The sequence below is a fragment of the Streptomyces narbonensis genome, from assembly GCF_014649015.1.
GTDB lineage: Bacteria > Actinomycetota > Actinomycetes > Streptomycetales > Streptomycetaceae > Streptomyces > Streptomyces narbonensis.
The window spans coordinates 69,074-93,989 of the sequence record NZ_BMSF01000003.1 but is presented as its reverse complement, the minus strand read 5'-3'; the positions used below and the strand labels follow the sequence as shown (position 1 = coordinate 93,989).

The following is a 24,916-nucleotide window of genomic DNA, read 5'->3' as shown; positions in this document are numbered from 1 at the left end:
AGCCAATCGGACCCCCCTTCACGTCACTTCAGCGCCGCGGCCATCATCTTCTGCGCCACCGGGGCCGCCAGGCCGTTGCCGCTGACCTCGGAGCGGGCCGCGCCCGAGTCCTCGATCATCACCGCGACGGCGACCTGCTTCCCGGTCGAGGGGTCCTTCGCATAGGAGGTGAACCAGGCGTACGGCGTCTTGCTGTTGTTCTCGCCGTGCTGGGCCGTGCCCGTCTTGCCGCCGACCTCGGCCCCGGCGACCGCCGCGTTGGTGCCGGTGCCCTTGTCCACCACCGTCCGCATCGCGCTCCGCAGCTGCTCCGCCGTCGAGGAGGAGACGATCCGCGTGGTGTCCCCGTCGTCGAAGGAGGTGAGGGCGTCGCCGTCGGAGTCGACGACCTCCGAGACCATGTGCGGGGCGGCCAGGAGGCCGTCGTTGGCGATCGCGGCCGACACCATGGCCATCTGGAGCGGGGTGGCCGTCACGTCGAACTGCCCGATGCCGGTGAGCGCCGTCTGCGCCGCGTCCATGCCCGAGGGGTAGACGCTCGCGTAGGCGCGGACCGGGACGTCGAGCTCGGCGTGGTTGAAGCCGAACTTCTCCGCCATCGCCTTCACCTTGTCCTGCCCCAGGTCTGCGGCCATCTTGGCGAAGACGTTGTTGCAGGAGTACTGGAGCGCGGTACGGATCGTGGCGTTCTCACAGGGCGCGGAGGCGTTCTCGTTCTTCAGCACGGTCCGGGTGTTCGGCAGGGTGTACGGGTCGGGGCTCTCCGTCGCCGTGTCCACCGAGCCGTACAGGCCGTTCTCCAGGGCCGCCGCCGCGACGACCAGCTTGAAGGTGGAGCCGGGCGGGAGCGGCTGGCGCAGGGCGCGGTTGACCAGCGGCTTGTCCTCGTCGGCCATCAGCTCCTGCCAGGCGGCACCGTCCGTCGTCCCGGCGATCTTCGACGGGTCGTACGAGGGGGTGGACACCATGGCCAGGACCCGGCCGGTGGCCGGGTCGACCGCCACGGCCGCGCCCTTCTTGTTCCCGAGGGCCTCGTAGGCGGCCTTCTGCACGTCCGGGTCGATCGTGGTGACGACCGTGCCGGGCTTCTGCTGTGCGCGGGTCACCGCGTCCACCGGGTTCTTCAGCCGGTCGTCGGTGCCGTCGAGGACGTCGTCGTAGATGCCCTCCAGCTGCGTGGCGCCGTACGCCTGCGAGCTGTAGCCCGTGACCGCCGCGTACAGCTCGCCGTCCGTGTAGGTGCGCTTGTACGCGAGATCGCCTCCCTCCGTCTTCTTCGAGCCGGTGACCGGCGAACCGGCCACGACGATGTTGCCCAGCGGCTGCGCGTACTGCGCGATGGTCTTCCGCCGGTTCTTCGAGTCGTCCGCCAGCGCCTTGCCTTCGTACGCCTGCACCCAGGTGGCCCGGCCCAGGAGGGCGAGCACCAGGACGAGGACGAAGACCGACGTGTGCCTGATCGTCTTGTTCATCGCACCAAGGGGGACGAACGGGCCGGTGGCGACCGTTCCGGATGTGTCCGGATTCTCAGGGAACCTTCATGCCGGCGGAGGGCGCCCCTACAGTGCGGGCATGATCGAAGACGCGGTACCCGAGGAGTACGTGGCGTGGGCCGTCCTGGTCGAGGAGGAGACCTGCGTGGGCCGTGACGACCACCGCTGGCAGCTCACCCAGCGCCACCTGGTCAAGACGGGCGGCCGGGCCGCCGCCGACGAGCTGGCGCGGAAGCTGGCCATGGAGCACGTGCCCGCCGAGGTGTACCTGCCGTCGGGGGCCACCGCAGGCCGACGGGTGTTCCGGGTCGCCGACGGCTCGTGGCTCATGGAGGTGCGGGGCGGCGGCTCGCCGGTGCTGTGCAAGGTCACCACCGCCGAGCAGGTCCACGTCCAGCCCTACACGGCCACGCTCCAGGAGGAGGTCGCGCCGCCCGCCAAGGGGCGACGACTCTTCGGCCGGAGCTGACGCGCCGGCCTGATGCCCGCGCGCTTCCGTCCTCGGCCCGCCCGCGGTCCCGCCCTCACCCTGCCCGCACGAACCCCGACTCGTACGCCAGGATCACCGCCTGCGTGCGATCCCGGGCGCCCAGCTTCGCGAGGAGCGCCGCCACGTGCGACTTGACCGTCGCGGGGCCGACGCCGATCCGCTCGGCGACCTCGGCGTTCGTCAGGCCCGTCGCCACGTGCCGCAGCACCTCCGCCTCCCGCTCGGTCAGACGCGCCACCCAGGGCGCCGCCGCCGGCGTGCGCCGGGCGTGCTCGGCCGCCAGGCCCCGTACCGCCGCCGGGTAGAGCAGCGAGTCGCTCCGGGCGACCAGGCGGACCGCGCTCACCAGTTCCTCCGCCGCCGCCCGCTTCAGCAGGAAACCGGCCGCGCCGACGCGCAGCGCGTCGTACACGTAGGAGTCGTTCTCGAAGGTCGTCACGACCACGATCCGGGGCGGCTCCGCCATCCCCGCGAGGATCTGCTCGGTGGCCCGGATCCCGTCGATCTCCGGCATCCGCACGTCCATCAGCACGACGTCCGGCCGCGCCGCCCGCACCACCGACACCGCCTCGGCGCCCGTCGAGGCCTCGCCGACGACCTCCAGATCGGGCTCCGCGTCCAGGATGACCCGCAGGGCCGTCCGCACCATCCGCTCGTCGTCGGCGAGGACGACCCTGGTCACGGAGGCGTTCGCCGCGCTCACCGGGGGATCCTCACCGCGAGGCGCCACACGCCGTCCACCGGGCCGGCCTCGGCGGTGCCGCCGAGCAGCCGGGCCCGCTCGCCGACCCCGAGCAGGCCGCGCCCGCCGTCCGGACGGGCGACCGGGGGCCGCTCGGGCAGGGGGTTCTCCATCGTGATCTCCAACTCCTCGGTACGGGCGTCGAGCCGTACGGTGACGGGCGTGCCGCCCGCGTGCCGGGCCGCGTTCGTCAGCCCTTCCTGGACGATCCGGTACGCCTCCCGGGACAGCGCCTCCGGTACGGGATCGAGCGCCCCGTCCACCGTCAGCGCCACCCGCGGTCCGGCGCCGCGCACGAGGGCCTCCAGGGCGTCCAGCCCCGGGCCCACTCCCTCCTCGACCGCAGCCCCGTTACTGTCTCGCCGCAGCAGGCCGAGGACCCAGTCCAGCTCCCCGACCGTGCGCCGGGTGGTCTCCTCGATCGCGGTCAGCGCCTCCCGGACGAACTCCAGGTCGGCCGCGTCGCCCGTGTCGAGGACCCGGCGGGCCGCGCCCGCCTGGAGGGTGACGGCGCTGAGGGCGTGGCCGACCGAGTCGTGCAGCTCGCGGGCGAGCCGGTTGCGCGACTCCGCCTCCGCCGCGCGCCGCTCGGCTGCCGCGAGCCGGTCCGCGGGGCTCGGCCCGAGCAGCCGGGGCGCCAGCCGGGCGAGCAGCGCCCCCGTCGCGGCGGCGGTGGCGGCGAGCGCGAGCAGCATGAGCACCCCCGCGGGGAGCGCCGCCCAGAGAAGCCAGGGCCGGTCGAGCCCCCAGAACCGGCCGAGCTCCGACTCCCGCAGCGCCGGGGAGAACGGCAGCGCCGCCAGCGACACCGCGAACGGCGGCAGGGCCAGGGACGCTCCGCTGACCAGCGCGCCGACACCCACATGCAGCGTGAACCAGCCGGCGGTCCGGGCCTTCGCCTCGCGGCCGCGGGCCGGGCCGTCGGCGAACCGGTCCGCCGGGACCCCGCACAGCGACCGCGCCACAGCCACCGACATGGGCCGGGCCAACGGGAACAGCGCGGTGACCGCGGCGAGCGGCAGCCCGACCGCGTACGCCCCGAACTGCACGGCGAGGCTGCCCCCGAAGAGGCCCCCCGGGGAGTCGAGGAGGAAGGCCATGACGATGGTGCCGACCAGCCAGTACGGCATGAACAGCGCGCCGCCCAGGACCAGATGGAGCCAGCGCAGCCTGGCCCGCTGCCCGAAGAGGGCGACCGCGCACCGCCTCACGCCTCGGCGCTCCGCCGCCGCAGGAAGACGGCCACGCACGCGGCCAGCAGGAACCCGGTGATCATCTGGCCAGCGTAGGACAGCTGTGCGAGCGCCGGGACCTGCTTGGCGACATCGCTCTCGGGCTGGAGCGCGACGAGCGACATGTAGGCGCCCCAGCAGCCCATCGCCCCGGTGGACACCCAGGCGAGGGCGAGGACGGGCCGTACGCCCAGCCGCGCGGGCCGGCGCAGGACGAGGAGGAGCGTGAAGACGACGGCGGCGACGAGGAAGGCGAGGTGCACGGCGCTCAGGACGTAGAAGTCGGGGTCCCGCTCGGCCGCACGCCGGGGGGAGAGGCCCCTGGTCGAGCCGGAGAGCCAGATCAGCTGGACTGTCGCGGGAAGGAGCGCGACCACCGCGCCGGCGAGGGCGAGGGCCCGTGTGCCGGGCCCCGAGGTGCCGGCGGACAACTCGCCGAGCCGGCCGCGCCAGACGTGGCCCCAGCGGTCCCGTGCGTACAGGACGAAGAGGCTGCCGAGGGCGAGGCCCTGGAGGATGAAACCGCCGTAGACGACGGCGAAGACCCAGTCGTCCAGGAAGGGTTCGCGGGGGGCGGCGACCCGCTCGTCGCCGCTGAACAGCGCGACCGCGAGCTGCGCCGGATACCCGGCCATGATCGGGGTGAGGAGTCCGGTCGCCGCCCACATGGGGAAGGCGAGCAGCCAGGCCCGCACCCGCAGGCCCCACTTCTGGGTGAGCAGCAGGGCGAGGACGACGACGGCGGCGTCGGCGAGGACCGAGATCGAGTTGGCGACCGCGAGCAGCGTCGGGTGCTCCAGGAGCTCGCTCCCGGCCGGGATGCCGAGCTCGCCACCCGCCACCCAGACGATCTTGAGCGAGATGTACGGGAGGCAGGCGACGATCGCGAGGACGCGCAGCACGCGGCGGAGGAGGGAGGGTCGGTACCCGGTCGGTGTCATGGCTCCACGCTCCCGTGCGGGGCATGGGCGCCACGTCCTGCCGTGTGCTGAACCGTCTCCGCCGCGCGGGGGAGGGGCCCTCCTACCGGGCGCGAAATTGACCCATGATTCTGATGATCAATTGACCCCTTAGCTGTGGTCAATGGCCCACTAAAGTTGTGATCATGAACGAGATCGCGACCTTCGCCCCGCTCCTGACCCGTGCCGCCACCGCCGAGACCACCGCAGACCCGAGCAGCGTGATGACGCTCCTCGCCGACTCCGACACGACCGGCGGGCAGCTCACCAGCTACCGCTCCTCGTTCGCGAAGGGCGCGGTCGGCGCCCCGGCGCACTTCCACACCAAGGCCTCGGAGATGTTCTTCGTCCTCGGCGGCTCGCTCCAGGTCCTCGTCGGCGAGGAGCTGGCCGTCCTGGAGGAGGGTGACTTCCTCCTCGTCCCGCCGCACACCCCGCACGCCTTCGCGGCGGCACCCGGCGCCGAGGCCGACGTACTCTTCGCCTTCACGCCCGGCATGGCCCGCTTCGACTACCTGCGCCTGCTCGGCCGGGTCATGCGCGGCGAGGCGAGCTTCGAGGAGATCAAGGCGTCCTCGGAGCAGTACGACAACCACTACGTGGACAGCCCGGTGTGGCAGGCGGCCCTGGCCGAGCGGGGCTGAAAGCGGCGGGCACGCGAAAGCGGCGGGCACGCGAAAGCGGTGGGTGCGCGAAAGCGGCGGGTGCTCAGAGGCGGCGCGTCGCCAGCGTCAGCCGGTCCCGCGCGTCGAAGAGCGCGTCCTTGATCATCTGCTCATGGGCCGGGGTGAGCCGAGCCACCGGCACCGAGCAGCTGATCGCGTCCCGCGCCGGGGTCCGGTAGGGGATCGCGATGCCGAAGCAGCGCAGCCCGAGCGTGTTCTCCTCGCGGTCCACCGAGAAGCCCTGCTCGCGGATGACGTGCAGCTCCTCGATGAGTTGCTCGCGGTCGGTGATCGTGTGCTCGGTCAGCGCCGGCAGCGTCTCCGGGAGCAGCTTGCGCACCTGCTCGTCGGTGTGGGTGGCGAGCAGCGCCTTGCCGAGCGAGGTCGAGTGCGCGGGCAGCCGGCGCCCCACCCGGGTGAACGGCCGCAGGTAGTGCTGGGACTGGCGGGTCGCCAGATAGACCACGTTGATGCCGTCGAGCCGCGCGAGGTGGATGGTCTCCGTGGTGTCGTCGGAGAGCCGGTCCAGTGTCGGCCGGGCGGCGGCCACGACCTCGTCGCCGTCGATGTACGAGGTGCCGACGAGCAGCGCCCGCACGCCGATGCCGTACCGCGTGCCGGTGGCGTCCGTCTCCACCCAGCCCAGCTCGACCAGGGTGCGCAGCAGCATGTACAGGCTGGACTTGGGGTAGCCGACGGCCTCTTGGACGGCGGCGAGCGAGTGCATGCCGGGGCGCCCGGCGAAGTACTCCAGCAGCTCCACGGTCCGCACCGCGGACTTCACCTGTGCCCCACCCGCGTCGGCAGTCGCCATGACCCTCGCCCCTTTTTCCGTTGTCCGGTCGTCCCGGTGGCCGCCCCGGCCCCTTGTGGAGACGGTCCGGCCGTCAATAGAGTCCCTCGCAGACGCGTTCATCTACGAGAACGCTGTTCAGAATAGCGAACAGGGGCGTGGCGGTGGCGGCAGAACCAGTGTGGAGTGTGGACCCCCGGACGGGGAAGCCGCGCGAGCAGGTTGCGGTGGAGGCCACAGCGGAGGAGGTCGACCACGCGGTCAGGGCCGCGCACGGCTCCCGGGCCGCGCTCGCCGACCGCGCGGTGCGGGCCGCCTTCCTCCGTACCGCGGCCGACCTCCTCGACGCGGCGCGCGAGCACGTCATCGAGGCCGCCGACGCCGAGACGGCCCTCGGGCCCGTCCGCCTCAGCGGCGAACTCGCCCGCACCACCGCCCAGTTGCGGAGCTTCGCCGAGGTCGTCACGGAGGGCTCCTTCCTCGACGTCCGGATCGACCTCCCCGACCCGGGCGCCACCCCGCCCCGCTCCGACATGCGCCGCTGGAAGATCCCCCTCGGCGTCGTCGCCGTCTACGCCGCCAGCAACTTCCCGCTCGCCTTCTCCGTCCCCGGCGGCGACACCGCGAGCGCCCTCGCGGCCGGCTGCCCCGTCGTGGTCAAGGCCCACCCCGACCACCCGGCCACCTCCGAACTCTGCGCCTCGCTGCTGCGCCGGGCCGCCGCCAAGGAAGGCCTCCCCGAGGACGTCGTCGTCCTCGTCCACGGCTTCGACGCGGGAGTCGAGCTCGTCCGCCACCCGCTCGTCGCGGCGGCGGGCTTCACCGGTTCGGTACGCGGCGGACGGGCGCTCTTCGACGCCGCCGCCGCCCGGCCCGTCCCCATCCCCTTCCACGGCGAACTCGGCTCCCTCAACCCGGTGGTGATCACCCCGGCCGCAGCCGAGGAGCGCGCCCAGGAGCTCGGGGCCGGCCTGGCCGCCTCCATGACCCTGGGCGCCGGCCAGTTCTGCACCAAACCCGGATTCGTCCTGGCGCCCCAGGGCGAGGCGGGCGACCGCTTCCTCGCCGCGCTCACCGCCGGGGTCAGCGAGACCGAACCGGCCGTGATGCTCGACCACCGCATGCGGGACGCCTTCGTCGCCGGGGTCGCCGAGCGCGGCGCCCTCGACGGGGTGCGGACCCCCGTCACCCCGGGCGCGGGCGGCGAGCACACGGTCAGCGCCGGCGTCCTCGCCGTCGACGCCGACCGGCTCACCGGAAGCGGAAGCGGAAGCGGAGGCGGAAGCGGAAGCGGAGGCGAGGGTGGGACCGGGGGTGGGAACGGAGGCGACCACGCCCTCCTCCTGGAGGAGTGCTTCGGACCGGTCACCGTCGTCGCCCGCTACTCCTCCCGCGAGGAGGTCACCGCCGTCCTCGGCCGGCTGCCGGGCAACCTCACCGCCACCCTGCACATCGCGGAGGAGGACGGGGCCGCGGCCCCGCTCCTCGCCGAACTCACCCCGCTCGCGGGCCGCGTCCTCGTCAACGGCTGGCCCACCGGCGTCGCCGTCGCCGCCGCCCAGCACCACGGCGGCCCCTACCCGGCCACCACCTCCACCTCCACCTCGGTCGGCGCGACCGCGATCGAGCGGTGGCTGCGCCCGGTGACCTACCAGTCGACCCCCGACCACCTCCTCCCGCCGGAGCTCCGCGACGGCAATCCGCTGGGGGTTCCGAGGCGCTGACGCTCAGTGCTCCAGCCGCACCACGATCTTCCCGAGGTGCGTGTTCGACTCCATCAGCCGGTGGGCGTCGGCGATCCGCTCCAGACCCTGGAAGGTCTCGGCGATCACCGGCGCCAGGGAGCCGTCGCGCAGGCCCGAGCCGATGAAGCCGGCCGCGCGGCGGCGCCCCTCCTCGGTCCTGGCCAGGGCCCCGTTGGCATACGTGTGCGTGGTCAGCGGCCAGTTGGCCGACAGCTCGACCGGTCGCGGGTCGAGCCAGCCGTAGAGCACGGCGGCGCCGCCGGGGCGCAGGGCGTCGCCGAGCCGGGCGAAGCCGGGCCCGCCGATCGCGTCGAAGGCCAGGTCGGCGCCCGCCCCGCCGGTGATCCGCCGCACCTCCGCGACCAGGTCCTCGGAGTCCGTGGCGATCACATGTGCCGCACCGAGCTCCAGCAGCCGCTTCCGCTTCTCCTCGCCGCGCGTGGTGGCGATCGGCACCGCCCCGATCCGCAGCGCGGTCTGGATCGCGGCCGTCCCCACCCCGCTCGACGCCCCGGTGATCACCACGTGGTCGCCGGCGCGCAGCCCGCCGGTCAGCACCATCCCGCCGTACGCGGTGAAGCACGTCAGCCAGACCGCGGCCGCCGTCACCGCGTCCACCCCCTCGGGCCGGGGCACCACGTACTCCTCCGGCAGCACCACCCGCTCCGCGTACACCCCGTACCGCCCGAAGTCGAAGTTGGCCGCCGCCATCACCGGGTCGCCCGGGGCGTACGCGGTGACCCCCGCGCCGACCGCCTCCACCACCCCCGCCGCCTCGTAGCCGAGCCGTGAACCGGGCAGCGTCGCCGGGTAGTAGTAGGTGCCCGCGCGGAACAGCGCCTCGGCGCGGTTGAGTCCGATCGCCTCGACCCGTACGAGTACCTCTCCGGGGCCGGGGTCCGGCAGAGTCACCTCTTCCACCGTCAGCACCTCGGGTCCGCCGGTCTCGTGGAAGAGAACCGCCCTGGTCGTCCTGCCTGTTGCCGTGTTGGTCGTCATGACATCGACCGTAGGCAGCACCGTCGAGACGATCCATGTCCCCCAGGATCCTGAACATGTCCGATCGTCTCGCCACCGTGTTCGGGCAGTACGGTGCCGGGATGGACGTACTGAGCGATGCCATCGCAGTCATGCGCACCGGACGGCCCCACTCCTCCCGCACGGTCCGCTTCGCGCCCTGGGGCTTCCGCTTCTCCCCGAGCCGGGGCGCCGGATTCCACGTGGTCCTCCAGGGCACCGCCTGGCTGCTGCCCCCGGAAGGCGACCCCGTCCGGCTCGGCGCCGGCGACGTCGTCCTCCTCGCCCACGGCACCGGCCACGGCCTCGCCGACCGGCCCGACACACCGCTCGTCGACGCCCTCCCCGCCTCCGACGGCTCCTGGCCCACCCCGCCCGACCGGGGCCCGATCGGTGCGGACGAGACGCTGCTGCTGTGCGGCGCCTACCAGCTCAGCCGGGCCCGCGCGCACCCGCTCCTCACCGAACTGCCCCCGTACGTCCACCTCCCCGCCCGGGTCGGTGCCCACCCGCGGCTGCGCGCCGCCGTCGACCTGCTCGGCGCCGAGCTCGCCGAGCCGCAGCCGGGATCCGACGCCATCGTCCCCGCCCTCCTCGACACCCTGCTCCTGTACCTGCTCCGTACCTGGTGGCTGACGGAACGCCCCGACCGGTCCACCGGCTGGTCCGCGGCCCTCGGCGATCCGGCGGTGGCCGCCGCCCTCCGTGCCCTCCACGCCGACCCCGCGAGGCCGTGGACGGTCGAGGAACTCGGCGCCCTCACCGGGCTCTCCCGCGCGCCCTTCGCGCGCCGCTTCACCGCCCTGGTCGGCCGCTCCCCGCTCGCCTACCTCACCTGGTGGCGGATGACGGCGGCGGGCCGCCTCCTGCGCTCGGAGGACCTCCCTCTCCGCGTGGTGGCCCAACGCGCCGGCTACTCCTCGGAGTTCGCCTTCGCCAAGGCCTTCAAGCGGGAGTACGGGGTGGCGCCGGGGCAGTACCGCAAGGGCGCCTGAGGCCCTGCGGATGCCTGAGGCCCTGCGGATGCCTGAGGCCCTACGGATGCCTGAGGTCCTACGGGTGCCTGAGGGCCTCCATCCCTCAAACCCCGAGCCTCAGGCCCCCGAGTCCTCAGGCCCTCAGTCCCCGAGCCTCGGTCCCCGAGTCCCTCACGCCCGGCGGCCCGGCAGGCGCAGCGAGGCCAGTGTCGTCAGGGCCAGCAGGCCCGCGCAGATCAGCAGGCTCGTCCGCAGGGCCGTCGCCATACCGGCCGTGTCCCGGGCCGCCAGCGAGCCGAAGACCGCGATGGCGAGCGCGCCCGCCGTCTGCCGGATCGCGTTGAGCAGACCCGCCGCCGTGCCCGCGCGCTCCGCCGGTACCGCCTCCATCATCGAGGCGATCAGCGGCGGCAGCGAGAAGCCCGCGCCCAGGGCGAGCGGGACGAGGAGCAGGGCCTGCGCGACCCGTGGGGTGTCCGCGTCCACCACGAGCAGGCCGAGCAGGCCGGCCACCGCGACCGCCTGGCCCACCACGATCGGCAGCCTCGCCCCGTACCGGGCGGCGGCCTTTGCCGACAGGAGGTTCACCCCGGCGAGCAGCCCCGTCATCGGCAGGAACATCAGCCCCGCGCCCAGCGCCGAAAGGCCCAGCACCTGCTGGAAGAAGAGACTGAAGACGAAGATCATCCCGTAGAAGGCCACGCTGTTCGCGGCGCCCGCCGTCACCGCCACCGCCACCGTCGTGTTCCGGAACAGCCCCAGCGGCACCATCGGATGGCGCCGCCGCGCCTCGATCAGCAGGAAGGCAGTCAGGGAGACGGCCGCGACACCCAGCGCCCACCAGGCCTCCGTACCGCCCTCGATGGCCGCGAAGGTCAGCGCGCCGACCGCCGTCGCCGCCGTCAGCTGCCCCGGCAGGTCGAGCGGTGCGGGCCGCCGCTCCGAGCGCGGCACCCGGGTCAGCAGCGACAGCGCCAGGAGCCCGAGCGGCAAATTGACGAAGAAGATCCCGCGCCAGCTCCAGGCCGTCGTGAGGGCGCCGCCCACGACGGGACCGAGCGCCACCGCGACCGTCCCGCCCGCAGCCCACAGCGAGACCGCGCGGGCCCGCCGCGCCGGGTCGCCGTAGGCCTCGCGCACCAGCGCGAGCGAGGCCGGCAGCATCACGGCCGCCGCCGCGCCCTGCACCGCGCGGGCCGCGAGCAGCGAGCCGAGACCGGGGGCGAGGCCGCAGGCCGCCGAGGCGAGGGTGAAGGCGACGACCCCGACGCCGTACGCCCGGCCCGCCCCGAACCGGTCGGCGAGCGCGCCGCTGGACAACAGGAGCGCGGCGAACACCAGTGTGTAGGCGTCGACCACCCATTGGAGGCCGGTCATGCCCGTGCCCAGGTCGGCGCCGATCGCGGGCAGGGCGACGTTGACCACCGAGGTGTCGAGGGTGATGAGGGCGAACCCTAGCGTCGCGGCGGCGAGCGCCGGGGCGGGGGAGGAGGGGGAGAGCGATGGCGCGGAGGGGGTCCCCCCGGGGGTGCCGCGGCGGACGTCGGGGACTGCGGTGAGCTCGGGCGATGACATCCCCCCACTCTGGTGACCGGCGCGGACGTAGAGTAGTGGCCCGAATGCCATATGCCCGGAGGTTCTGGCCATGACCGTCACCCCGGCCCCGGCCCCGGCCCCGGCGCCTGCCCCCGCCCGGACCCCGACCTCGGCCCAGGCCCCGGCGCCTGCCCCCGCCCGGACCTCGGCCCCGTCCCCGGCCCCGGCGCCTGCCCCCGCCCGGACCCCGAGCTCGGCCCAGGCCCCGGCGCCTGCCCCCGCCCGGACCTCGGCCCCGTCCCGCGTCCCGTCCGTGCAGCGCGTCGCCGTGATCGCCGCCCCGCCCGTCTCGATGTTCAACCTGGCCATCCCGGAGATGCTGTTCGGCAAGGTCGAGCTCGACGGCCGGCCCGGGTACGAGACGGTCATCTGCGCCCCCGACCCCGGTCCCGTCGCCACCACCGGCGGCCTCGACCTGCTCGTCCCGCACGGCCTCGACGCCGTGGACGCGGCCGACACCGTGGTCCTCGCGGGCAGCGGCTCGTACACGCACCCCGACCCGCGCATCCTCGACGCGCTGCGCCGCGCGGCCGCCGCGGGCAAGCGGATCGCCTCCATCTGCACCGGCGCGTTCGCGCTCGCCGAGGCCGGACTGCTCGACGGCAGGGCGGCGACGACGTACTGGGCGTACCGGGAGCTGCTCGCCGAGTGGCACCCGGCCGTCGACCTCCAGGACGACGTCCTCTTCGTCCAGGACGGTCCCCTCCTCACCTCCTCCGGATACGCGGCGGGCATCGACCTCTGCCTCCACGTCATCCGCACCGACCACGGCGCCGCCGTCGCCAACACCGTCGCCCGCCTCGCCCTCGTCGCGCCCGTACGGCCCGGCGGCCAGACCCAGTTCACCCAGACCCCGCTGCCGCCCGAGCGCGGGATCTCCTTCGCCGACACGCGCGCGTGGGCCATGGGACGCCTCGACGAGCCGCTCACCCTTACTGATCTCGCCCGGCACGCCGGGACCTCCGTCCGCACCCTCTCGCGCCGCTTCCACGCGGAGACCGGGGTCAGCCCGCTCCAATGGCTGCTCCACCAGCGCGTCGAGCGGGCCAAGGAGCTTCTGGAGACCACCTCCCTCGGCATGGAGCGGGTGGCCCGCGAGAGCGGCCTCGGTACGGGGGACTCTCTGCGACAGCACCTGCTGCGCCGCACCGGCCTCACCCCGAGCGCGTACCGGAGCTCCTTCAGCCGGGTGTCCGCGGCAGGGGCCGAATGACGGATCCGTAGCCGGTCTGCGTACCGCCGCGGCGGAGCCGATCAGGCCCCGCCGGGGACCGGTTCCGGCCGGAGCCGGGTCGGCCGGAGTCGAGTTGGCCGGAGCCGGGTCGGCCGGAGTCGAGTTGGCCGGAGCCGGGTCGGCCGGAGCCGGGTCGGCCGGAGTCGAGCCGGCCGGAACCGGTCCGCCGGCCGCCGCGTCCTGAACCTTCATGATCCGTACGCTCACGATCCGCCCCGCGACAGCCGCCGACCTCGACGCCGTCACCGCCCTCCACGCCGAGGCCCGGGCCACCTACTACCGCGGCCACCTCCCCGAGTCCGCCTACGCAGGCCCCGAGGAACTGGCCCGCACCCGGGCCGGCTGGGCGGGCGCGATCGACCGCGGCGCCGTGCTCTGCGCGCAGCCGGACGGCGACGGCGACAACGACAACGACGGCGAAAGGACCGGGATCGCCGGGATCGCCGCCTTCGGCGAGCGCGACGGCGTCATGTTCCTCAGCCAGCTGCACGTGGCTCCCGCCCGCTGGCGCCGGGGCGTCGGCGCCGCCCTCCACGCGGCCTGCGTCGAGGCCTGGCGCGCGGCCGGGGCGACCACCGTCACCCTGGAGGTCTACGAGAGGAACGAGCGCGCGCAGGCCTTCTACGCGGCCCACGGCTGGACTCCCCACCCGGAAACCCCGCGCTCCGGCAACCACCTCGTGCTCCGCCTCACACTCGCGCCGGAAACGGAATGAACCGGACCGGCAGTGGCGTTCCCGTCGAGGAACACCCGCACCGGCAACCCCCTCGGAGAGCAATCACATGCGCGTCGAAATCTGGTCCGACATCGCCTGCCCCTGGTGCTACGTAGGCAAGGCCCGTTTCGAGAAGGGCCTGGAGGCCTTCGCGCACCGCGACGACGTCGAGGTCGTCCACCGCTCCTTCGAGCTCGACCCGCACCGCACCAAGGGCGACACCGGCCCGGTCCTGGAGATGCTGGCGAAGAAGTACGGCCGGACCCTCGACGAGGCCCGCGCCATGGAGCAGCACGTCGCCGACAACGCGCACGCCGAGGGCCTCGGCTACCGCACCGACGGCCGCGACCACGGCAACACCTTCGACATCCACCGGCTGCTCCACCTCGCCAAGGCGCGCGGCCGCCAGAGCGAGCTCCTCGACCTCGCCTACCGCGCCAACTTCGCCGAGGAGCGCTCCGTCTTCGACACGGAGACCCTGGCCGTGCTCGGCGTCGAGGCCGGTCTCGACGAGGCCGAGGTCCGGGCCGTCCTCGCCGACGAGTCCGCCTACGCCGACGCCGTACGGGAGGACGAGCGCGAGGCCGCCGAACTCGGCGCCAACAGCGTGCCGTTCTTCGTCCTGGACCGCCGCTACGGCGTCTCCGGCGGTCAGCCCGCCGAGGTCTTCACACAGGCCCTGGAGCAGGCCTGGCAGGGCCGCGTCCTCCAGCCGGTCGGCGGCGAGGCCGAGGCCGAGGCCTGCGGTCCGGACGGGTGCGAGGTCCCGCGGGCCTGACGGCCCGAGACCCCCACTCTGACAGCAATACCCCGTCTGACCTGCGGAGATAAGCGCGTCTTGGGGATTCCCCACGGTCGAATCGCCATTGACGGGTGATCGTGGGGAATCCAGGGTGGGGGCATGGAATCCCTGCACCGGCCGCTCGGCGGCGCCGAGTTCGCGCCCAAGCACACCTATCTGAACACCTCCGCCTGCGGGTTGCTGCCCCGCCGGACGATCGACGCCGTCACGCTCCTCGCCGAGCAGACCGCCGACGGCCGCGCCGACGGCGCGGGCAGCTTCGACATCGTCGACGAGGCCAGGGCGGCCTTCGCGCGGCTCGCCCACGTCTCGCACGAGCGCGTCTCCGTCGGCAGCTCCGTCGCCGTGCACTGCGGGATGATCGCCCAGTCGATGCCCTCGGGCTCCGAGATCCTCTTCCCCGAGGGCGACTTCTCCTCCGTCATCACCCCCTTCACGATCCGCGGCGACCTCAAGACCCGCTTCGTGCCCCTGGAGCTGCTCGCCGAGTCGGTCCGCCCCGAGACCGCGCTGGTCGCCTTCTCGGCCGTCCAGTCGGCGGACGGCCGCACGGCCGACTTCGCGGCGGTACGGGCCGCGGCGGCCGCCCACGGCGCCCGGACGCTCCTGGACGCGACGCAGTCGGCCGGCTGGCTGCCGTTGCACGCGGGCGACTGGGACTACACGGTCTCCGGCGCCTACAAGTACCTGCTCTGCCCGCGCGGGGCCTCCTTCCTCACCGTCACCGAGGAGGCGCAGGACTCGCTGCTCGCGATCCACGCCAACTGGGTCACGGGCGAGGAGCTGTGGGTGAACAGCTACGGCCCCGTCCGCGAACTGGCCCGCTCCGCGCGCCGCTTCGACGAGCCCGTGGCCTTCTTCTCGTACCACGGGGCGGCCCGCTCGCTCGCGCTGCTCGAAGAGATCGGCATCGACCGCATCGAGGCCCACAACAAGGGGCTCGCGGCCCGCTTCCGCGCCGGACTCGTCGAGCTCGGCCACGCGCCGGTCATGGACGACTCGACGGTCGTCGCGGTCCCCGGCCTCGGCGACCGCGCGGACGCGCTGCGCGCCGCCGACGTGCTGCTCTCCGCCCGCGCGGGCAATCTGCGGGCCTCGTTCCACCTCTACAACACGGCGGCGGACGTCGACCGCGCCCTGGACGTCCTGGCCGGCTGACAGGTCAGCCCCAGGACCCCAGGTGCCGGGGCGTCCCCACCGGGACCACACCCCGGCGGGCCCCCGCCCGTCAGCAGCTCTTGGGCAGCGGCGGGCAGTCGCCCTCCTCGCCCGCCTCCTCGTACAGGTTGTCCGCCACGAGTCCGAGCAGGCGGGCCAGCTCCGCCCGGTCGGCCGGGGCGAGCCCGCCGAGCGACAGTTCCTCCAGGCCCTGCCAGGCGCCCTCGACCCCGGCGCGCAGCGCCAGGCCCTCGTCCGTCACCTCGACGAGGACGGCGCGCCGGTCGGCGGGGTCCGGTCGGCGGCGGACGTGGCCGCACTGCTCCAGGCGCTGGAGCATTTTCGTCACCGTCGACGGGTCGAGCCCGAGGGACTGGATCAGCTCCGACTGGCGGACCGGCCCGCAGTCCCACAGGCGCATCATCATCAGCTCCTGGCCCGGGTAGAGGCCGAGCTCCCGCAGCCGCCTCCCCATGGCGATCCGGTGCATCCGGGCCACCCGCGCCAGTGTGTGGCTGACGGGCCCGCCGCGCGCGGCGGTCGGTGGCTCGCCGCACACACCGGTGCGCGCCGCGGCGCGCGGCTCGGTACAGACGGGGTCGGTGGTTCCTGGCATCGGGACTCCTCGGGAAGGCTCTCCCAGAAGATTACCTTGGTCGGCCAATGAATGGGTTACAGTGACAACGGCCCCATTAGTTGGCCGACCACATATTCTGTGAGGGAACCGCCATGACCACTGCCTTCGACCCCGTCGACCTCGCCGGCACCCGCCTCGCCAACCGCATCGCCATGGCCCCCATGACCCGCAGCCGGGCCGAGGCCGAGAGCCGTACCCCCACCGCGCTCGTCGCCGAGTACTACGCCCAGCGCGCCTCGGCCGGCCTCATCATCACCGAGGGCGCCCAGCCGACCGCCATCGGCCAGGGCTACCCCAACACCCCCGGCCTGCACAGCGCCGAGCAGATCGCCGCCTGGCGCGAGGTCACCGACGGCGTCCATGAGCGCGGCGGCCGGATCTTCGTCCAGCTGATGCACGCCGGCCGGATCAGCCATCCCGAGGTCCTCGGCGACGGCCTCCACCCCGTCGGCCCCTCCCCGGTCGCCCCGGCCGGACAGCTCTTCGCCGGATCCGGCCTCATCGACTTCGTCGCCCCGCGCGAACTCACCGCCGAGGAGGTGCGGGAGACGATCGCCGGCTTCGCCACCGCCGCCCGCAACGCGGTGGAGGCGGGCTTCGACGGCGTCGAGATCCACGGTGCCAACGGCTACCTGATCCAGCAGTTCCTCGCCTCCGGCTCCAACCACCGCACCGACGAGTGGGGCGGCCCGGTCGAGAACCGCATCCGCTTCGCCGTCGAGGTCGTCAGGGCCGTCGCCGCCGAGATCGGCCCCGAGCGCACCGGCCTGCGAGTCTCCCCGGCCAACACCTACAACGACATCGCCGAGACCGACACCGCGGAGATCTACCCCGCCCTCGTCGAGGCCATCGACCCGATCGGCATCGCCTACCTGCACGTCACGGAGCCCGCGCCCGAGGTCCGCGAGCTGACCCTCGCCCTGCGCAAGGCCTTCTCCGGCACCCTCATCCTCAACCCGGCCACCGAGGGGCCGACCGGGCCCGACGCCCTGGCCCTCATCGAGGACGGCACCGCCGACCTCGTCGCGTACGGGGCGCTGTTCCTCGCCAACCCCGACCTGCCGGCACGGCTCCGGGCAGGCGGCCCGTACAACACCCCGGACACCGCCACGTACTTCGGCGGCGACCACCGCGGCTACACGGACTACCCCGCGCTGTAAGGCGACGACACAGAGGGAGCGGGGAACGGGGGGACGGGAAAAACAGGAAAACAGGAAAACGGGGGTACGGGGGTATGGGGGAACGGGGGTACGGGGGTACGTGAGAGGGGCGGAGTCCGGTGCCGGACTCCGCCCCTCTCACGTACCCCTCTACGCGTCTGCGTCCCCGCTACTTCCAGGCCTCCGTGACCGCGCGCCGCGCGCCCTCCAGGTCCACCGGGCGGCCCGAGTCGCCGAGCGCCGCGCCCAGCGCCGCCAGCGAGGACTGCACGGCGCCCGGAGTCGCGTCCACCCCGTAGTGGTTGACCCGGATCATCTCCTTGGCCAGCGCCCCGCCGCCCGCGATCAGCGGCAGCGACGGATCCGCCGAGAGGGCCTTCGCGACCAGCTCCGAGGCGTCCACCCCGACCGGCGAGCGCAGCGTCGTCGCGACCGGGGCCGCGTCCTTCGCCTCGTGCACGTACGGCTCAAGACCACCGCCCAGGGCCAGCGCACCCGCCCGGGTCGCCGCCGCGGCCGAGGCGTGCCGGGCCATCAGCGCGTCCAGACCCTCCGCCTCGATCCGCTCCACACACGCCTCGAGTGCCAGCATCTCCAGCTGCGCCGGAGCGTGCAGCAGTGCCTTCCGGCCGCCGTCGATCCACCGCTCCTTCCAGTCCAGGAGCGAGAGGTACGAGCGGCGCGGCGCCGCCGGGTTCGCGGCGAACCGCTCCCAGGCCCGCGCGCTCACCGAGACCGCCGAGACGCCCGCGGGGCCGCCCATCGCCTTCTGCGCGCCGATGATGCACATGTCCACGCCCCACGCGTCCGGCAGCACCGGCTCCGCGCCGATCGACGCCACCGCGTCCAGGTAGAACAGCGCGCCGTGCGCCCGGACGACCTCGCCGATCTCCGCGACCGGGTTGGTGTTCCCGGTCGCCGCCTCCGCATGCACGAGCGACACGAAGTCGATCTCCGGGTGCTCGGCGAGCGCCCGCTCGACCTGCTCGGCCGTCACCGCCGTGTGGAAGGGCACCTCCAGGTCGACCACGGTTGCCCCGCAGTCCCGCAGCCAGTTGCCGAAGGTCTGCCCGTACGGACCGGTGAGGACGTTCAGCGCGGTCGAACCGGCCCGCGCCCCGCTGCGGATGCACCCCTCCAGGGGGAGCAGCGCCTCACCCTGGGTGATCACCACGTCCTGCTCCGTGGAGAGCAGCGCGGCCACCCGGCGCTCGATCGACGCGAAATGCGCGGCGGTCAGCGGGGCCAGGTCCAGGAGCGGGTGTGTCACGGTCACGGTGGTGCCTTCTTCGACTCGGTGCGGTGCATGGTGCGCATGGCGGTGCGGGCGGAACTCCCGATCAGGGTACCGAGGGGGCCCTCCCCGGGCGGGGTCCCGTCCTCGTACAGTGCAGACATGAGCGATCGCGCGGTGCTGCACGTGAAGGGACGGGTGCTCGTCGGCCCCGAGGACGTACGGGACGAACTCTGGTGCGTCGACGGCCGGATCACCTACGACCGGCCCGCCGCCGAGGCGGTGACCGTCGAGGGCTGGGCGCTGCCCGGTCTGGTCGACGCCCACTGCCACGTCGGTCTCGACCGGCACGGCCCGGTCGACGAGGCCACCAGCGAGAAGCAGGCCCTGACCGACCGGGACGCGGGCACGCTCCTGATCCGCGACGCGGGTTCGCCCTCCGACACCCGCTGGATCGACGAGCGCGAGGACCTCCCGAAGATCATCCGCGCGGGCCGGCACATCGCCCGCACCCGCCGCTACATCCGGAACTACGCCCACGAGATCGAGCCCGCCGACCTCGTCGCGTACGTCGGCCGCGAGGCCCGGCGCGGCGACGGCTGGGTCAAGCTCGTCGGCGACTGGATCGACCGCGAGGCGGGCGACCTCACCGCCTGCTGGCCGCGCCCGGAGGTCGAGGCGGCCATCGCCGAGGCGCACCGGCTCGGCGCCCGCGTCACCGCCCACTGCTTCGCCGAGGACTCGCTCCGCGACCTGGTCGAGGCCGGCATCGACTGCATCGAGCACGCCACCGGCCTCACCGAGGACACGATCCCGCTCTTCGCCGAGCGGGGCGTCGCCATCGTCCCGACCCTGGTGAACATCGCGACCTTCCCGCACCTCGCCGACGGGGGCCAGGAGAAGTTCCCGCGCTGGTCGGCCCATATGCGCCGGCTGCACGAGCGGCGGTACGACACCGTCCGCGCCGCCTTCGACGCGGGCGTCCCCGTCTTCGTCGGCACCGACGCGGGCGGCTCCCTCGCCCACGGGCTCGTCGCCGAGGAGGTCGAGGAGCTGACGAAGGCCGGGATCCCGCCGGTCGACGCGCTCTCGGCCACCGCCTGGGGGGCCAGGGCCTGGCTCGGCCGCCCCTCCCTGGAGGAGGGCGCTCCCGCCGACCTCGTCGTCTACGGCGAGGACCCGCGCGCGGACGTCCGCGTCCTCGCGGCGCCGCGCCGGGTCGTCGTCAACGGCCGGGTGATCGGCTGAGCCCCGGCGGGTTCAGCGGCTCAGGAAAGCGAGCCGGGCCCGCTTCTCCGGGATGAAGACCTCCGGCAGGTCCACCTCGGGCAGCACGACCTCCGGGCCAAGCTCGAAGCCGGCCCGCGCCATGCGGGCGATCGCCTTCTCGTTGGCGGCGTCCGGCTCGACCACGATCCGGGTGTGGTCCCGCAGCGAGAAGGCGACGAGCGCGCCGATCAGTCCGGCCGTGAAGCCGGGCCGGGGGGTGGCGCTCGGTGCGATCAGGAAGTGGACGCCGATGTCGCCGGGCTCCACCTCGTAGCACTCGCTCACCCGGTCGGCCTCGGGGTCGTACGTCTGGAAGAGGGCGACCGGCTCCCCGTCCAGGTCGACCAGGAAGCCGTGGTGGGTGGTGAGCGAGTCCAGGTGGGCGTAGATGTCCCGGACCTGCTCGACGGTGGTGCCGTTCATGCCCCAGAAGCGGGCCCGCTCCTCGGAGACCCAGCCGTGCAGGAGCGGGGCGTCGCGGTCGGGGTCGACGGGCCGGACCGTGACGGTCCCGAAGCCCTCGACGACGTGGACGTAGGTGGCGGGGGTGGTGGTGGTCATCCCTGTTCCTTGGTGAGGTTCTGCCAGTCGGTGGTGACGGGGGCGAGTTCGCCGCGCAGCCAGAGGGGGAGCTGGTCGCGGTGGTGCGCGTCGCCCGGCACCCCGGACGCGCCGAACGGCACGATCCAGCCGCTCCGTTCGCGGTCGGCGAGGTCCCAGACGTAGCGGGCGGCGGAGGCGCGGGCGCTGCGGTCGGTCCAGCCGGGCACGCTCGACGTGGAGAGGACGCAGTCGTGGTCCCCGGCGAGGCCCGGCCACTGCGCGTCGTCGGCGTCGGGGAGCGCCTGCCACGGTGCGAGGCGGTGCGTCACGCCCCAGGCAGCGGGCGGCTCACCGGCCCCGACCTCCTCAAGGGCCTCGCGCACGATCCGGTCGACGTCCCCGACGGGCACGGGACCGGCCGTGAGCAGCGTCTCCAGGGCGAAGGCGACCCGGGGCCCGAGGGCCAGCCAGGGGCGGAACAGCTCCGGATACGGGGCGGGTTCGCGCAGCGCCGCGAAGGCCTCGTGGCCGGCGAGCCGGCGGACCACGGCCCCGCGCACGGCCGCGTAGAGCCCGGCGTCGGTGCTCTCCGCGGCCATCCGCCGGTCCCAGCCGAGCAGCCGGCCGCGCACGGCGGAGGCGGCGGGGGAGAGCCCGTCGGCGGCTCGCTCCACGACCGCGAGGAGCCGGGCCGCCGAGGGGTTGTCGGTGTCCCTGTGGACGGCGGTCGTGCTCTCGGGGGTCCACTCCGCCGAGGCGTCGAGGAGCTCGCCGATCCGGGCCGCGCGGTGCGGCGGCGCGAACTCGATGCCGAGGGGCGCGGCGAGCCCCCGGGCGTTGGCCATGACGGCGTGCCCGCCGACCTGGGCGCGGGGGAGCGGCGCGGGCTCGGGCGCCCAGTCGTGGGTCCGGTCCCAGGCCGGCACGATGCGTAGGGAGTTGGCCCGGTCGCGTACGGGCACGTGCCCGGCGACCCGGTGCAGCAGCCCGCCGCGGGTGTCGGCGGCCTGGAGCACGTTCACCGGCTCGACCCACCCGTCGACGGCCGCGTCGACGTCCCCGACGGTCCGGGCGCGCAGCAGCGCGGGCAGCACCCCGAAGCCGAGCTCCCCGGTGACGCGCGGCGGATACCGCAGACTGACGGCCTCCCAGGCGCGGGTGTCCGAGAGGTCTGTGTCGGCGTCCGAGGCGCCGGCGTCGGTGTCCGAGACGTCGGTGCCGGTGTCCGAGGCGTCTGCGTCGGCGTCCGAGGCGTCACTGTCGGCGCTCGGGGCCTGCTGCCCGCCGTCCCCGTCGATGATCACCGGGCCGCGGTCCGTCTCGACCACCTCGATCACGACCGGCTCCCCGCCCGCGACCTCGATCGTCTCCGTGTGCGCGGCGGCCGGGGTCCAGCCCTCCGGGCCGAGCGCCTCCACGCCCCCGTCCGGCAGCCGTCGGAGCCGCTCCCGGTACAGGTCCTGGTAGTCGGCCATGGCGTTGGTGATCGCCCAGGCGACCGAGCCGGTGTGGCCGAAGTGGGCGAGCCCGGGGATGCCGGGCACGGCGAGCCCCACCACGTCGTACGAGGGGCAGGCGAGCCGGATCTGCTGGTAGACGCCCGGGGCCTCGATGAACCGGTGCGGGTCGCCGGCCACCAGGGCCGCGCCGCTCGCGGTCCGCTCGCCGGAGACCACCCAGCCGTTGGAGCCCGCCGTGCCGGGACCGTCCGTCGCGAAGAGCTCCGTCCACTCCTCGCCGAGCCGCCGGGCGACCTCCTCCCGCCACAGCTTGGTGGGGAAGCCGGCGAAGAGGATGTGGGTGGAGAGCCAGACGGCCAGTGGGGTCCACGGCTCCCACCGCCCGGGCGCGAGGCCGGTCTCCGCGAACTCGGGCGCGCGCGAGGCCCCGTCCGCCAGGCCGTCGTTGACCCCGTCCACGTAGGCCCGGACCCATGCGGCCGTCGGTGCGTCGGAGGCCTCCAACCGTTCGAGGCAGCGGCGGGCGGTGTCGGCGATCCGGGCCCGGCGGACGAAGGTGTCCCAGCCGAGCTCGGCGGCGCCGAGGAAGGCGGCCGTGGTGCCCTGGGCCCGGTGCCGCTCGACCTCCAGCTGCCAGGCGCGGTCGCGGGCGGTGACCCGCCCCTGGGCGAAGGCGAGTTCCTCCGGGTCCGCGGCGCGCAGATGGGGGACGCCCCAGGCGTCCCGGTAGACCTCGATGCTCACGAAAGACCCCGATCTCGTCCGTACGTTTTCCGGAACCTTAGGTTAGGCTGACCTAAGTAAATCTACAGGACTCCAGGGGAGGAGATCACGGTGGGGCATGGCTGGCAGGGGGCGGTCCTCAAGCTGTTCCGCGGCAAGGACTTCACGTTCACGGTGACGGGGGCCGAGCAGGTCACCGAGGACTACCGCAGGGTGCACTTCACGGACGGCGGCCTGCTCGCCGCGGCGGGCGTCCACCCGACGATGTGGGTGCGCCTCTGGTTCGACGACGCGGGCAAGCCGCACCAGCGCGCGTACACCCTGGTCGACCCCGACCCGGCCGCGGGCACCTTCAGCCTCGAATTCGCCCTCCACGACGGCATCGCCAGCCACTGGGCCCGCTCCTGCGCCGCCGGCGACTCCGTGGAGGCCACGCTCCAGGGCACCGGCTTCGAGGCGCCCGACCCGCTCCCCGCGCGCCTGCTCGTGGTCGGCGACCCGGCCTCGCTGCCCGCCGTCAACTCCCTGCTCGACGCGCTCCCCGGGGTCCCCGCCACCGTCTGGTTCGAGACGCAGCACGCCTCCGACGAGGAGCTGCCGGTCCGGCTCGACCCCGCGCACCACGAGCTGCGCCGGGTCCCGCGCCAGGGCGGTGGCGCCGATCTCGTCGCCCGGGTGAAGGCCGAGCTGCCCGAACTCGCGGACGCCGCCTCTTACGTCTGGATCGCCTGCGACACGACGACGACCCGCACCCTCGCCGCGTACGCCCGCAAGGAGCTCGCCCTGCCGAAGGAGCGCGTCCACGCGCTCGGGTACTGGCGCGCGAGCTGACCGCTCGCCATGGCGTCGGGTTGACGGTCCGTTACCTCGGGACGTGGCAGCTCGTTTTTCACCTTCCGTCGCACTGTCCGGCCGGTGTCCGCACGCGTCCGCTCGTACGAAAGACGCGGGGCGTGCGGCAACGGTTGTATAGAGAAAAATCGAATATGAACACGGAAACCCCCCTTTGGAGTGAACTCACGTCAGGCGACTGTCGGTTCACTCTCCGTGCGTAAAGATTCCGGTGTCTCAAGTCGCCGAGGCCGCGCCGACCCACCGTCCCCGTGGTGAGCGGCCGGCGACGCCATGTCTCTTGTGGGGGTTCCACCATCTTGAACAGCAACACCTTCCGCACGCCCGTACGCCGCACCGCCGCCGCCGCGACCGTCGCCGCCCTGGCCGTCGGCCCCGTGCTCCTCGCGGCCCCGGCGCACGCCACGGGCGGCGAAGGGCGTGCCACCGCCGTCGTCCTGCGGGCCGGCCTCGACGTCTCCCTCCTCGGCAAGACCGTGGACGTGCCGGTGCGCACCTCCCTCAACGAGGTCGAGGCGCCGGAGACCGAGAACAAGACGGCGCTCTCCGTGAAGGTGAAGGGGGCCGAGGGCGGCGAGCCGATCGACATCCTCGCCGCCGACGTCGCCACCTCCAAGGCCACCGTCGACGAGACGAAGGCCGAGGGGTACGTGAACCTGGTCAAGGCGCAGGTCCACGTCCCCGGCATTCCGCTGCTCTCCCTCATCGAGGTCGAGAAGGTCACCTCCAAGGCGCTGTGCGAGGTGGGCAAGGAACCGGTCGCCGAGTCCAACGTCCTCGGGCACGTGATCGTCTTCGGCAAGAAGACCACTCTCTCCACCGGCGGTCAGACGAAGGTGAGCGTGCCGGGCGTCGGCCAGGTCACCCTGGACCTCTCCCGCACCTCCACGACCTCCGACACCGCTGCCGCGACGGCCCTCGAACTGAAGGTGGAGGTCGACCCGCTGAAGCTGGGCGTGGCCGAGGTCAACGGCACCGTGACGCTCGCCGAGGCCACCTGCGAGACGCCCGACGGCCCGGCCCCGACGGAGGAGCCCACCAAGGAGCCGACGCAGGAGCCCACGGAGCAGCCCACGAAGGAGCCCACCGAGCGGCCTTCCGAGCAGCCCTCGCAGCAGCCCACCGCCGAGCCGAGCAGCGACGGCGGCGTGAAGACCAACAACGGCGGCGTCACCCCCACCGAGAACCTCGCCGAGACCGGCGGCAGCTCCTCCACCACGTACATCGCGGCGGGCGCGCTCGCCCTCCTGGTGGCCGGCGGCGGCGCCCTGGCGGTCACCCGCAGGCGTGCCCGCTCGCGCGGCTGACGGCCCGAGGGGGAGGCGCCGGGGGGTGCCGAAAGGGGTGGCCGGGGAAACGGGGCTGCGGGGAGGGCGGCGGTGACGACGCCGCCCTCCCCGCAGCCCTTCCCGCGCGTGGA

The 24,916-nt window shown here is 73.9% G+C and carries 24 protein-coding genes; 12 read left to right on the top strand and 12 right to left on the bottom strand.

The window, feature by feature from the left end:
* Positions 1-23: 23 nt before the first annotated feature.
* Positions 24-1,472 (bottom strand): peptidoglycan D,D-transpeptidase FtsI family protein, encoded by a 1,449-nt coding sequence (locus IE124_RS06460; protein ID WP_189505726.1) that lies wholly within the window; start codon positions 1,470-1,472, stop codon positions 24-26.
* Positions 1,473-1,572: 100 nt separating this feature from the next.
* On the opposite strand from IE124_RS06460, the gene IE124_RS06455 reads away from it, so the two are divergent.
* Complete coding sequence (locus IE124_RS06455; protein ID WP_189505724.1) at positions 1,573-1,962, top strand: hypothetical protein; 390 nt, start codon at positions 1,573-1,575, stop codon at positions 1,960-1,962.
* Between the two features lie 55 nt (positions 1,963-2,017).
* Here the strand turns inward: IE124_RS06455 and IE124_RS06450 are convergent, their stop codons facing one another.
* From IE124_RS06450 to IE124_RS06440, 3 genes are read right to left on the bottom strand one after another with little or no spacing between them, the layout of a single operon-like run.
* Positions 2,018-2,632, bottom strand: coding sequence for a response regulator (locus IE124_RS06450; protein WP_229832273.1), 615 nt, complete (start codon positions 2,630-2,632; stop codon positions 2,018-2,020).
* A 50-nt stretch (positions 2,633-2,682) separates the two neighbouring features.
* Positions 2,683-3,936 carry a sensor histidine kinase gene (locus IE124_RS06445; protein WP_189505722.1) on the bottom strand — a complete coding sequence of 418 codons (1,254 nt, stop codon included), beginning with the start codon at positions 3,934-3,936 and terminating at the stop codon, positions 2,683-2,685.
* A complete protein-coding gene (locus tag IE124_RS06440; protein WP_189505721.1) occupies positions 3,933-4,898 on the bottom strand; it encodes a hypothetical protein in 966 nt (321 codons plus the stop codon). Before IE124_RS06440 ends, IE124_RS06445 begins: the two co-directional genes overlap by 4 nt.
* Before the next feature lie 164 nt (positions 4,899-5,062).
* On the opposite strand from IE124_RS06440, the gene IE124_RS06435 reads away from it, so the two are divergent.
* The gene (locus IE124_RS06435; RefSeq protein WP_189505720.1) at positions 5,063-5,560 is read left to right on the top strand and encodes a cupin domain-containing protein; all 498 of its coding nucleotides are present in this window, start codon (positions 5,063-5,065) and stop codon (positions 5,558-5,560) included.
* A gap of 64 nt (positions 5,561-5,624) precedes the next feature.
* On the opposite strand, the gene IE124_RS06430 is transcribed toward IE124_RS06435, so the two are convergent.
* Positions 5,625-6,395, bottom strand: coding sequence for an IclR family transcriptional regulator (locus IE124_RS06430; RefSeq protein WP_189505719.1), 771 nt, complete (start codon positions 6,393-6,395; stop codon positions 5,625-5,627).
* Between the two features lie 143 nt (positions 6,396-6,538).
* On the opposite strand from IE124_RS06430, the gene IE124_RS06425 reads away from it, so the two are divergent.
* Complete coding sequence (locus tag IE124_RS06425) at positions 6,539-8,098, top strand: aldehyde dehydrogenase (NADP(+)) (RefSeq protein WP_189505718.1); 1,560 nt, start codon at positions 6,539-6,541, stop codon at positions 8,096-8,098.
* A 3-nt stretch (positions 8,099-8,101) separates the two neighbouring features.
* On the opposite strand, the gene IE124_RS06420 is transcribed toward IE124_RS06425, so the two are convergent.
* The gene (locus IE124_RS06420) at positions 8,102-9,118 is read right to left on the bottom strand and encodes a zinc-dependent alcohol dehydrogenase family protein (protein ID WP_189505717.1); all 1,017 of its coding nucleotides are present in this window, start codon (positions 9,116-9,118) and stop codon (positions 8,102-8,104) included.
* A gap of 101 nt (positions 9,119-9,219) precedes the next feature.
* On the opposite strand from IE124_RS06420, the gene IE124_RS06415 reads away from it, so the two are divergent.
* On the top strand, positions 9,220-10,131 hold the full coding sequence (locus IE124_RS06415; RefSeq protein WP_189506399.1) for an AraC family transcriptional regulator: 912 nt from the start codon (positions 9,220-9,222) through the stop codon (positions 10,129-10,131).
* A 153-nt stretch (positions 10,132-10,284) separates the two neighbouring features.
* Here IE124_RS06415 and IE124_RS06410 read toward each other — a convergent pair whose 3' ends face one another.
* Entirely contained in the window at positions 10,285-11,688 is a 1,404-nt protein-coding gene (locus IE124_RS06410) for an MFS transporter (protein ID WP_229832219.1), read from the bottom strand.
* A 313-nt stretch (positions 11,689-12,001) separates the two neighbouring features.
* Here IE124_RS06410 and IE124_RS06405 point away from each other — a divergent pair, with 313 nt between their 5' ends.
* The 4 genes from IE124_RS06405 to IE124_RS06390 all read left to right on the top strand — a co-directional run bounded on the left by IE124_RS06405 (position 12,002) and on the right by IE124_RS06390 (position 15,618).
* Positions 12,002-12,922 (top strand): GlxA family transcriptional regulator, encoded by a 921-nt coding sequence (locus IE124_RS06405; protein ID WP_229832271.1) that lies wholly within the window; start codon positions 12,002-12,004, stop codon positions 12,920-12,922.
* Between the two features lie 211 nt (positions 12,923-13,133).
* Complete coding sequence (locus IE124_RS06400; protein ID WP_189505712.1) at positions 13,134-13,658, top strand: GNAT family N-acetyltransferase; 525 nt, start codon at positions 13,134-13,136, stop codon at positions 13,656-13,658.
* A gap of 67 nt (positions 13,659-13,725) precedes the next feature.
* Complete coding sequence (locus IE124_RS06395; protein ID WP_189505710.1) at positions 13,726-14,436, top strand: DsbA family oxidoreductase; 711 nt, start codon at positions 13,726-13,728, stop codon at positions 14,434-14,436.
* A 123-nt stretch (positions 14,437-14,559) separates the two neighbouring features.
* Positions 14,560-15,618, top strand: a complete 1,059-nt coding sequence (locus IE124_RS06390) for an aminotransferase class V-fold PLP-dependent enzyme (protein ID WP_189505708.1) — start codon at positions 14,560-14,562, stop codon at positions 15,616-15,618.
* A gap of 70 nt (positions 15,619-15,688) precedes the next feature.
* Here IE124_RS06390 and IE124_RS06385 read toward each other — a convergent pair whose 3' ends face one another.
* Positions 15,689-16,234, bottom strand: a complete 546-nt coding sequence (locus IE124_RS06385) for a MarR family winged helix-turn-helix transcriptional regulator (protein WP_189505705.1) — start codon at positions 16,232-16,234, stop codon at positions 15,689-15,691.
* Between the two features lie 113 nt (positions 16,235-16,347).
* Between IE124_RS06385 and IE124_RS06380 the strand changes: the two genes are divergently transcribed.
* Positions 16,348-17,415, top strand: coding sequence for an alkene reductase (locus IE124_RS06380; protein WP_189505703.1), 1,068 nt, complete (start codon positions 16,348-16,350; stop codon positions 17,413-17,415).
* A 169-nt stretch (positions 17,416-17,584) separates the two neighbouring features.
* On the opposite strand, the gene IE124_RS06375 is transcribed toward IE124_RS06380, so the two are convergent.
* Positions 17,585-18,685, bottom strand: coding sequence for a pyridoxal-phosphate-dependent aminotransferase family protein (locus IE124_RS06375; protein ID WP_189506396.1), 1,101 nt, complete (start codon positions 18,683-18,685; stop codon positions 17,585-17,587).
* Between the two features lie 2 nt (positions 18,686-18,687).
* Positions 18,688-18,813 (bottom strand): hypothetical protein, encoded by a 126-nt coding sequence (locus tag IE124_RS35300; protein ID WP_268246707.1) that lies wholly within the window; start codon positions 18,811-18,813, stop codon positions 18,688-18,690.
* On the opposite strand from IE124_RS35300, the gene IE124_RS06370 reads away from it, so the two are divergent.
* Positions 18,812-19,897, top strand: a complete 1,086-nt coding sequence (locus tag IE124_RS06370) for an amidohydrolase family protein (protein ID WP_189505701.1) — start codon at positions 18,812-18,814, stop codon at positions 19,895-19,897. The genes IE124_RS35300 and IE124_RS06370 overlap by 2 nt on opposite strands.
* A 12-nt stretch (positions 19,898-19,909) precedes the next feature.
* On the opposite strand, the gene IE124_RS06365 is transcribed toward IE124_RS06370, so the two are convergent.
* The gene (locus IE124_RS06365) at positions 19,910-20,479 is read right to left on the bottom strand and encodes a GNAT family N-acetyltransferase (protein WP_189505700.1); all 570 of its coding nucleotides are present in this window, start codon (positions 20,477-20,479) and stop codon (positions 19,910-19,912) included.
* Complete coding sequence (locus tag IE124_RS06360; RefSeq protein ID WP_189505698.1) at positions 20,476-22,665, bottom strand: penicillin acylase family protein; 2,190 nt, start codon at positions 22,663-22,665, stop codon at positions 20,476-20,478. The genes IE124_RS06365 and IE124_RS06360 overlap by 4 nt, the downstream gene beginning before the upstream one ends.
* 90 nt (positions 22,666-22,755) lie before the next feature.
* On the opposite strand from IE124_RS06360, the gene IE124_RS06355 reads away from it, so the two are divergent.
* Positions 22,756-23,475, top strand: coding sequence for a siderophore-interacting protein (locus tag IE124_RS06355; protein WP_189505696.1), 720 nt, complete (start codon positions 22,756-22,758; stop codon positions 23,473-23,475).
* A gap of 320 nt (positions 23,476-23,795) precedes the next feature.
* The gene (locus tag IE124_RS06350; protein WP_189505694.1) at positions 23,796-24,803 is read left to right on the top strand and encodes an SCO1860 family LAETG-anchored protein; all 1,008 of its coding nucleotides are present in this window, start codon (positions 23,796-23,798) and stop codon (positions 24,801-24,803) included.
* Positions 24,804-24,916: the final 113 nt, after the last annotated feature.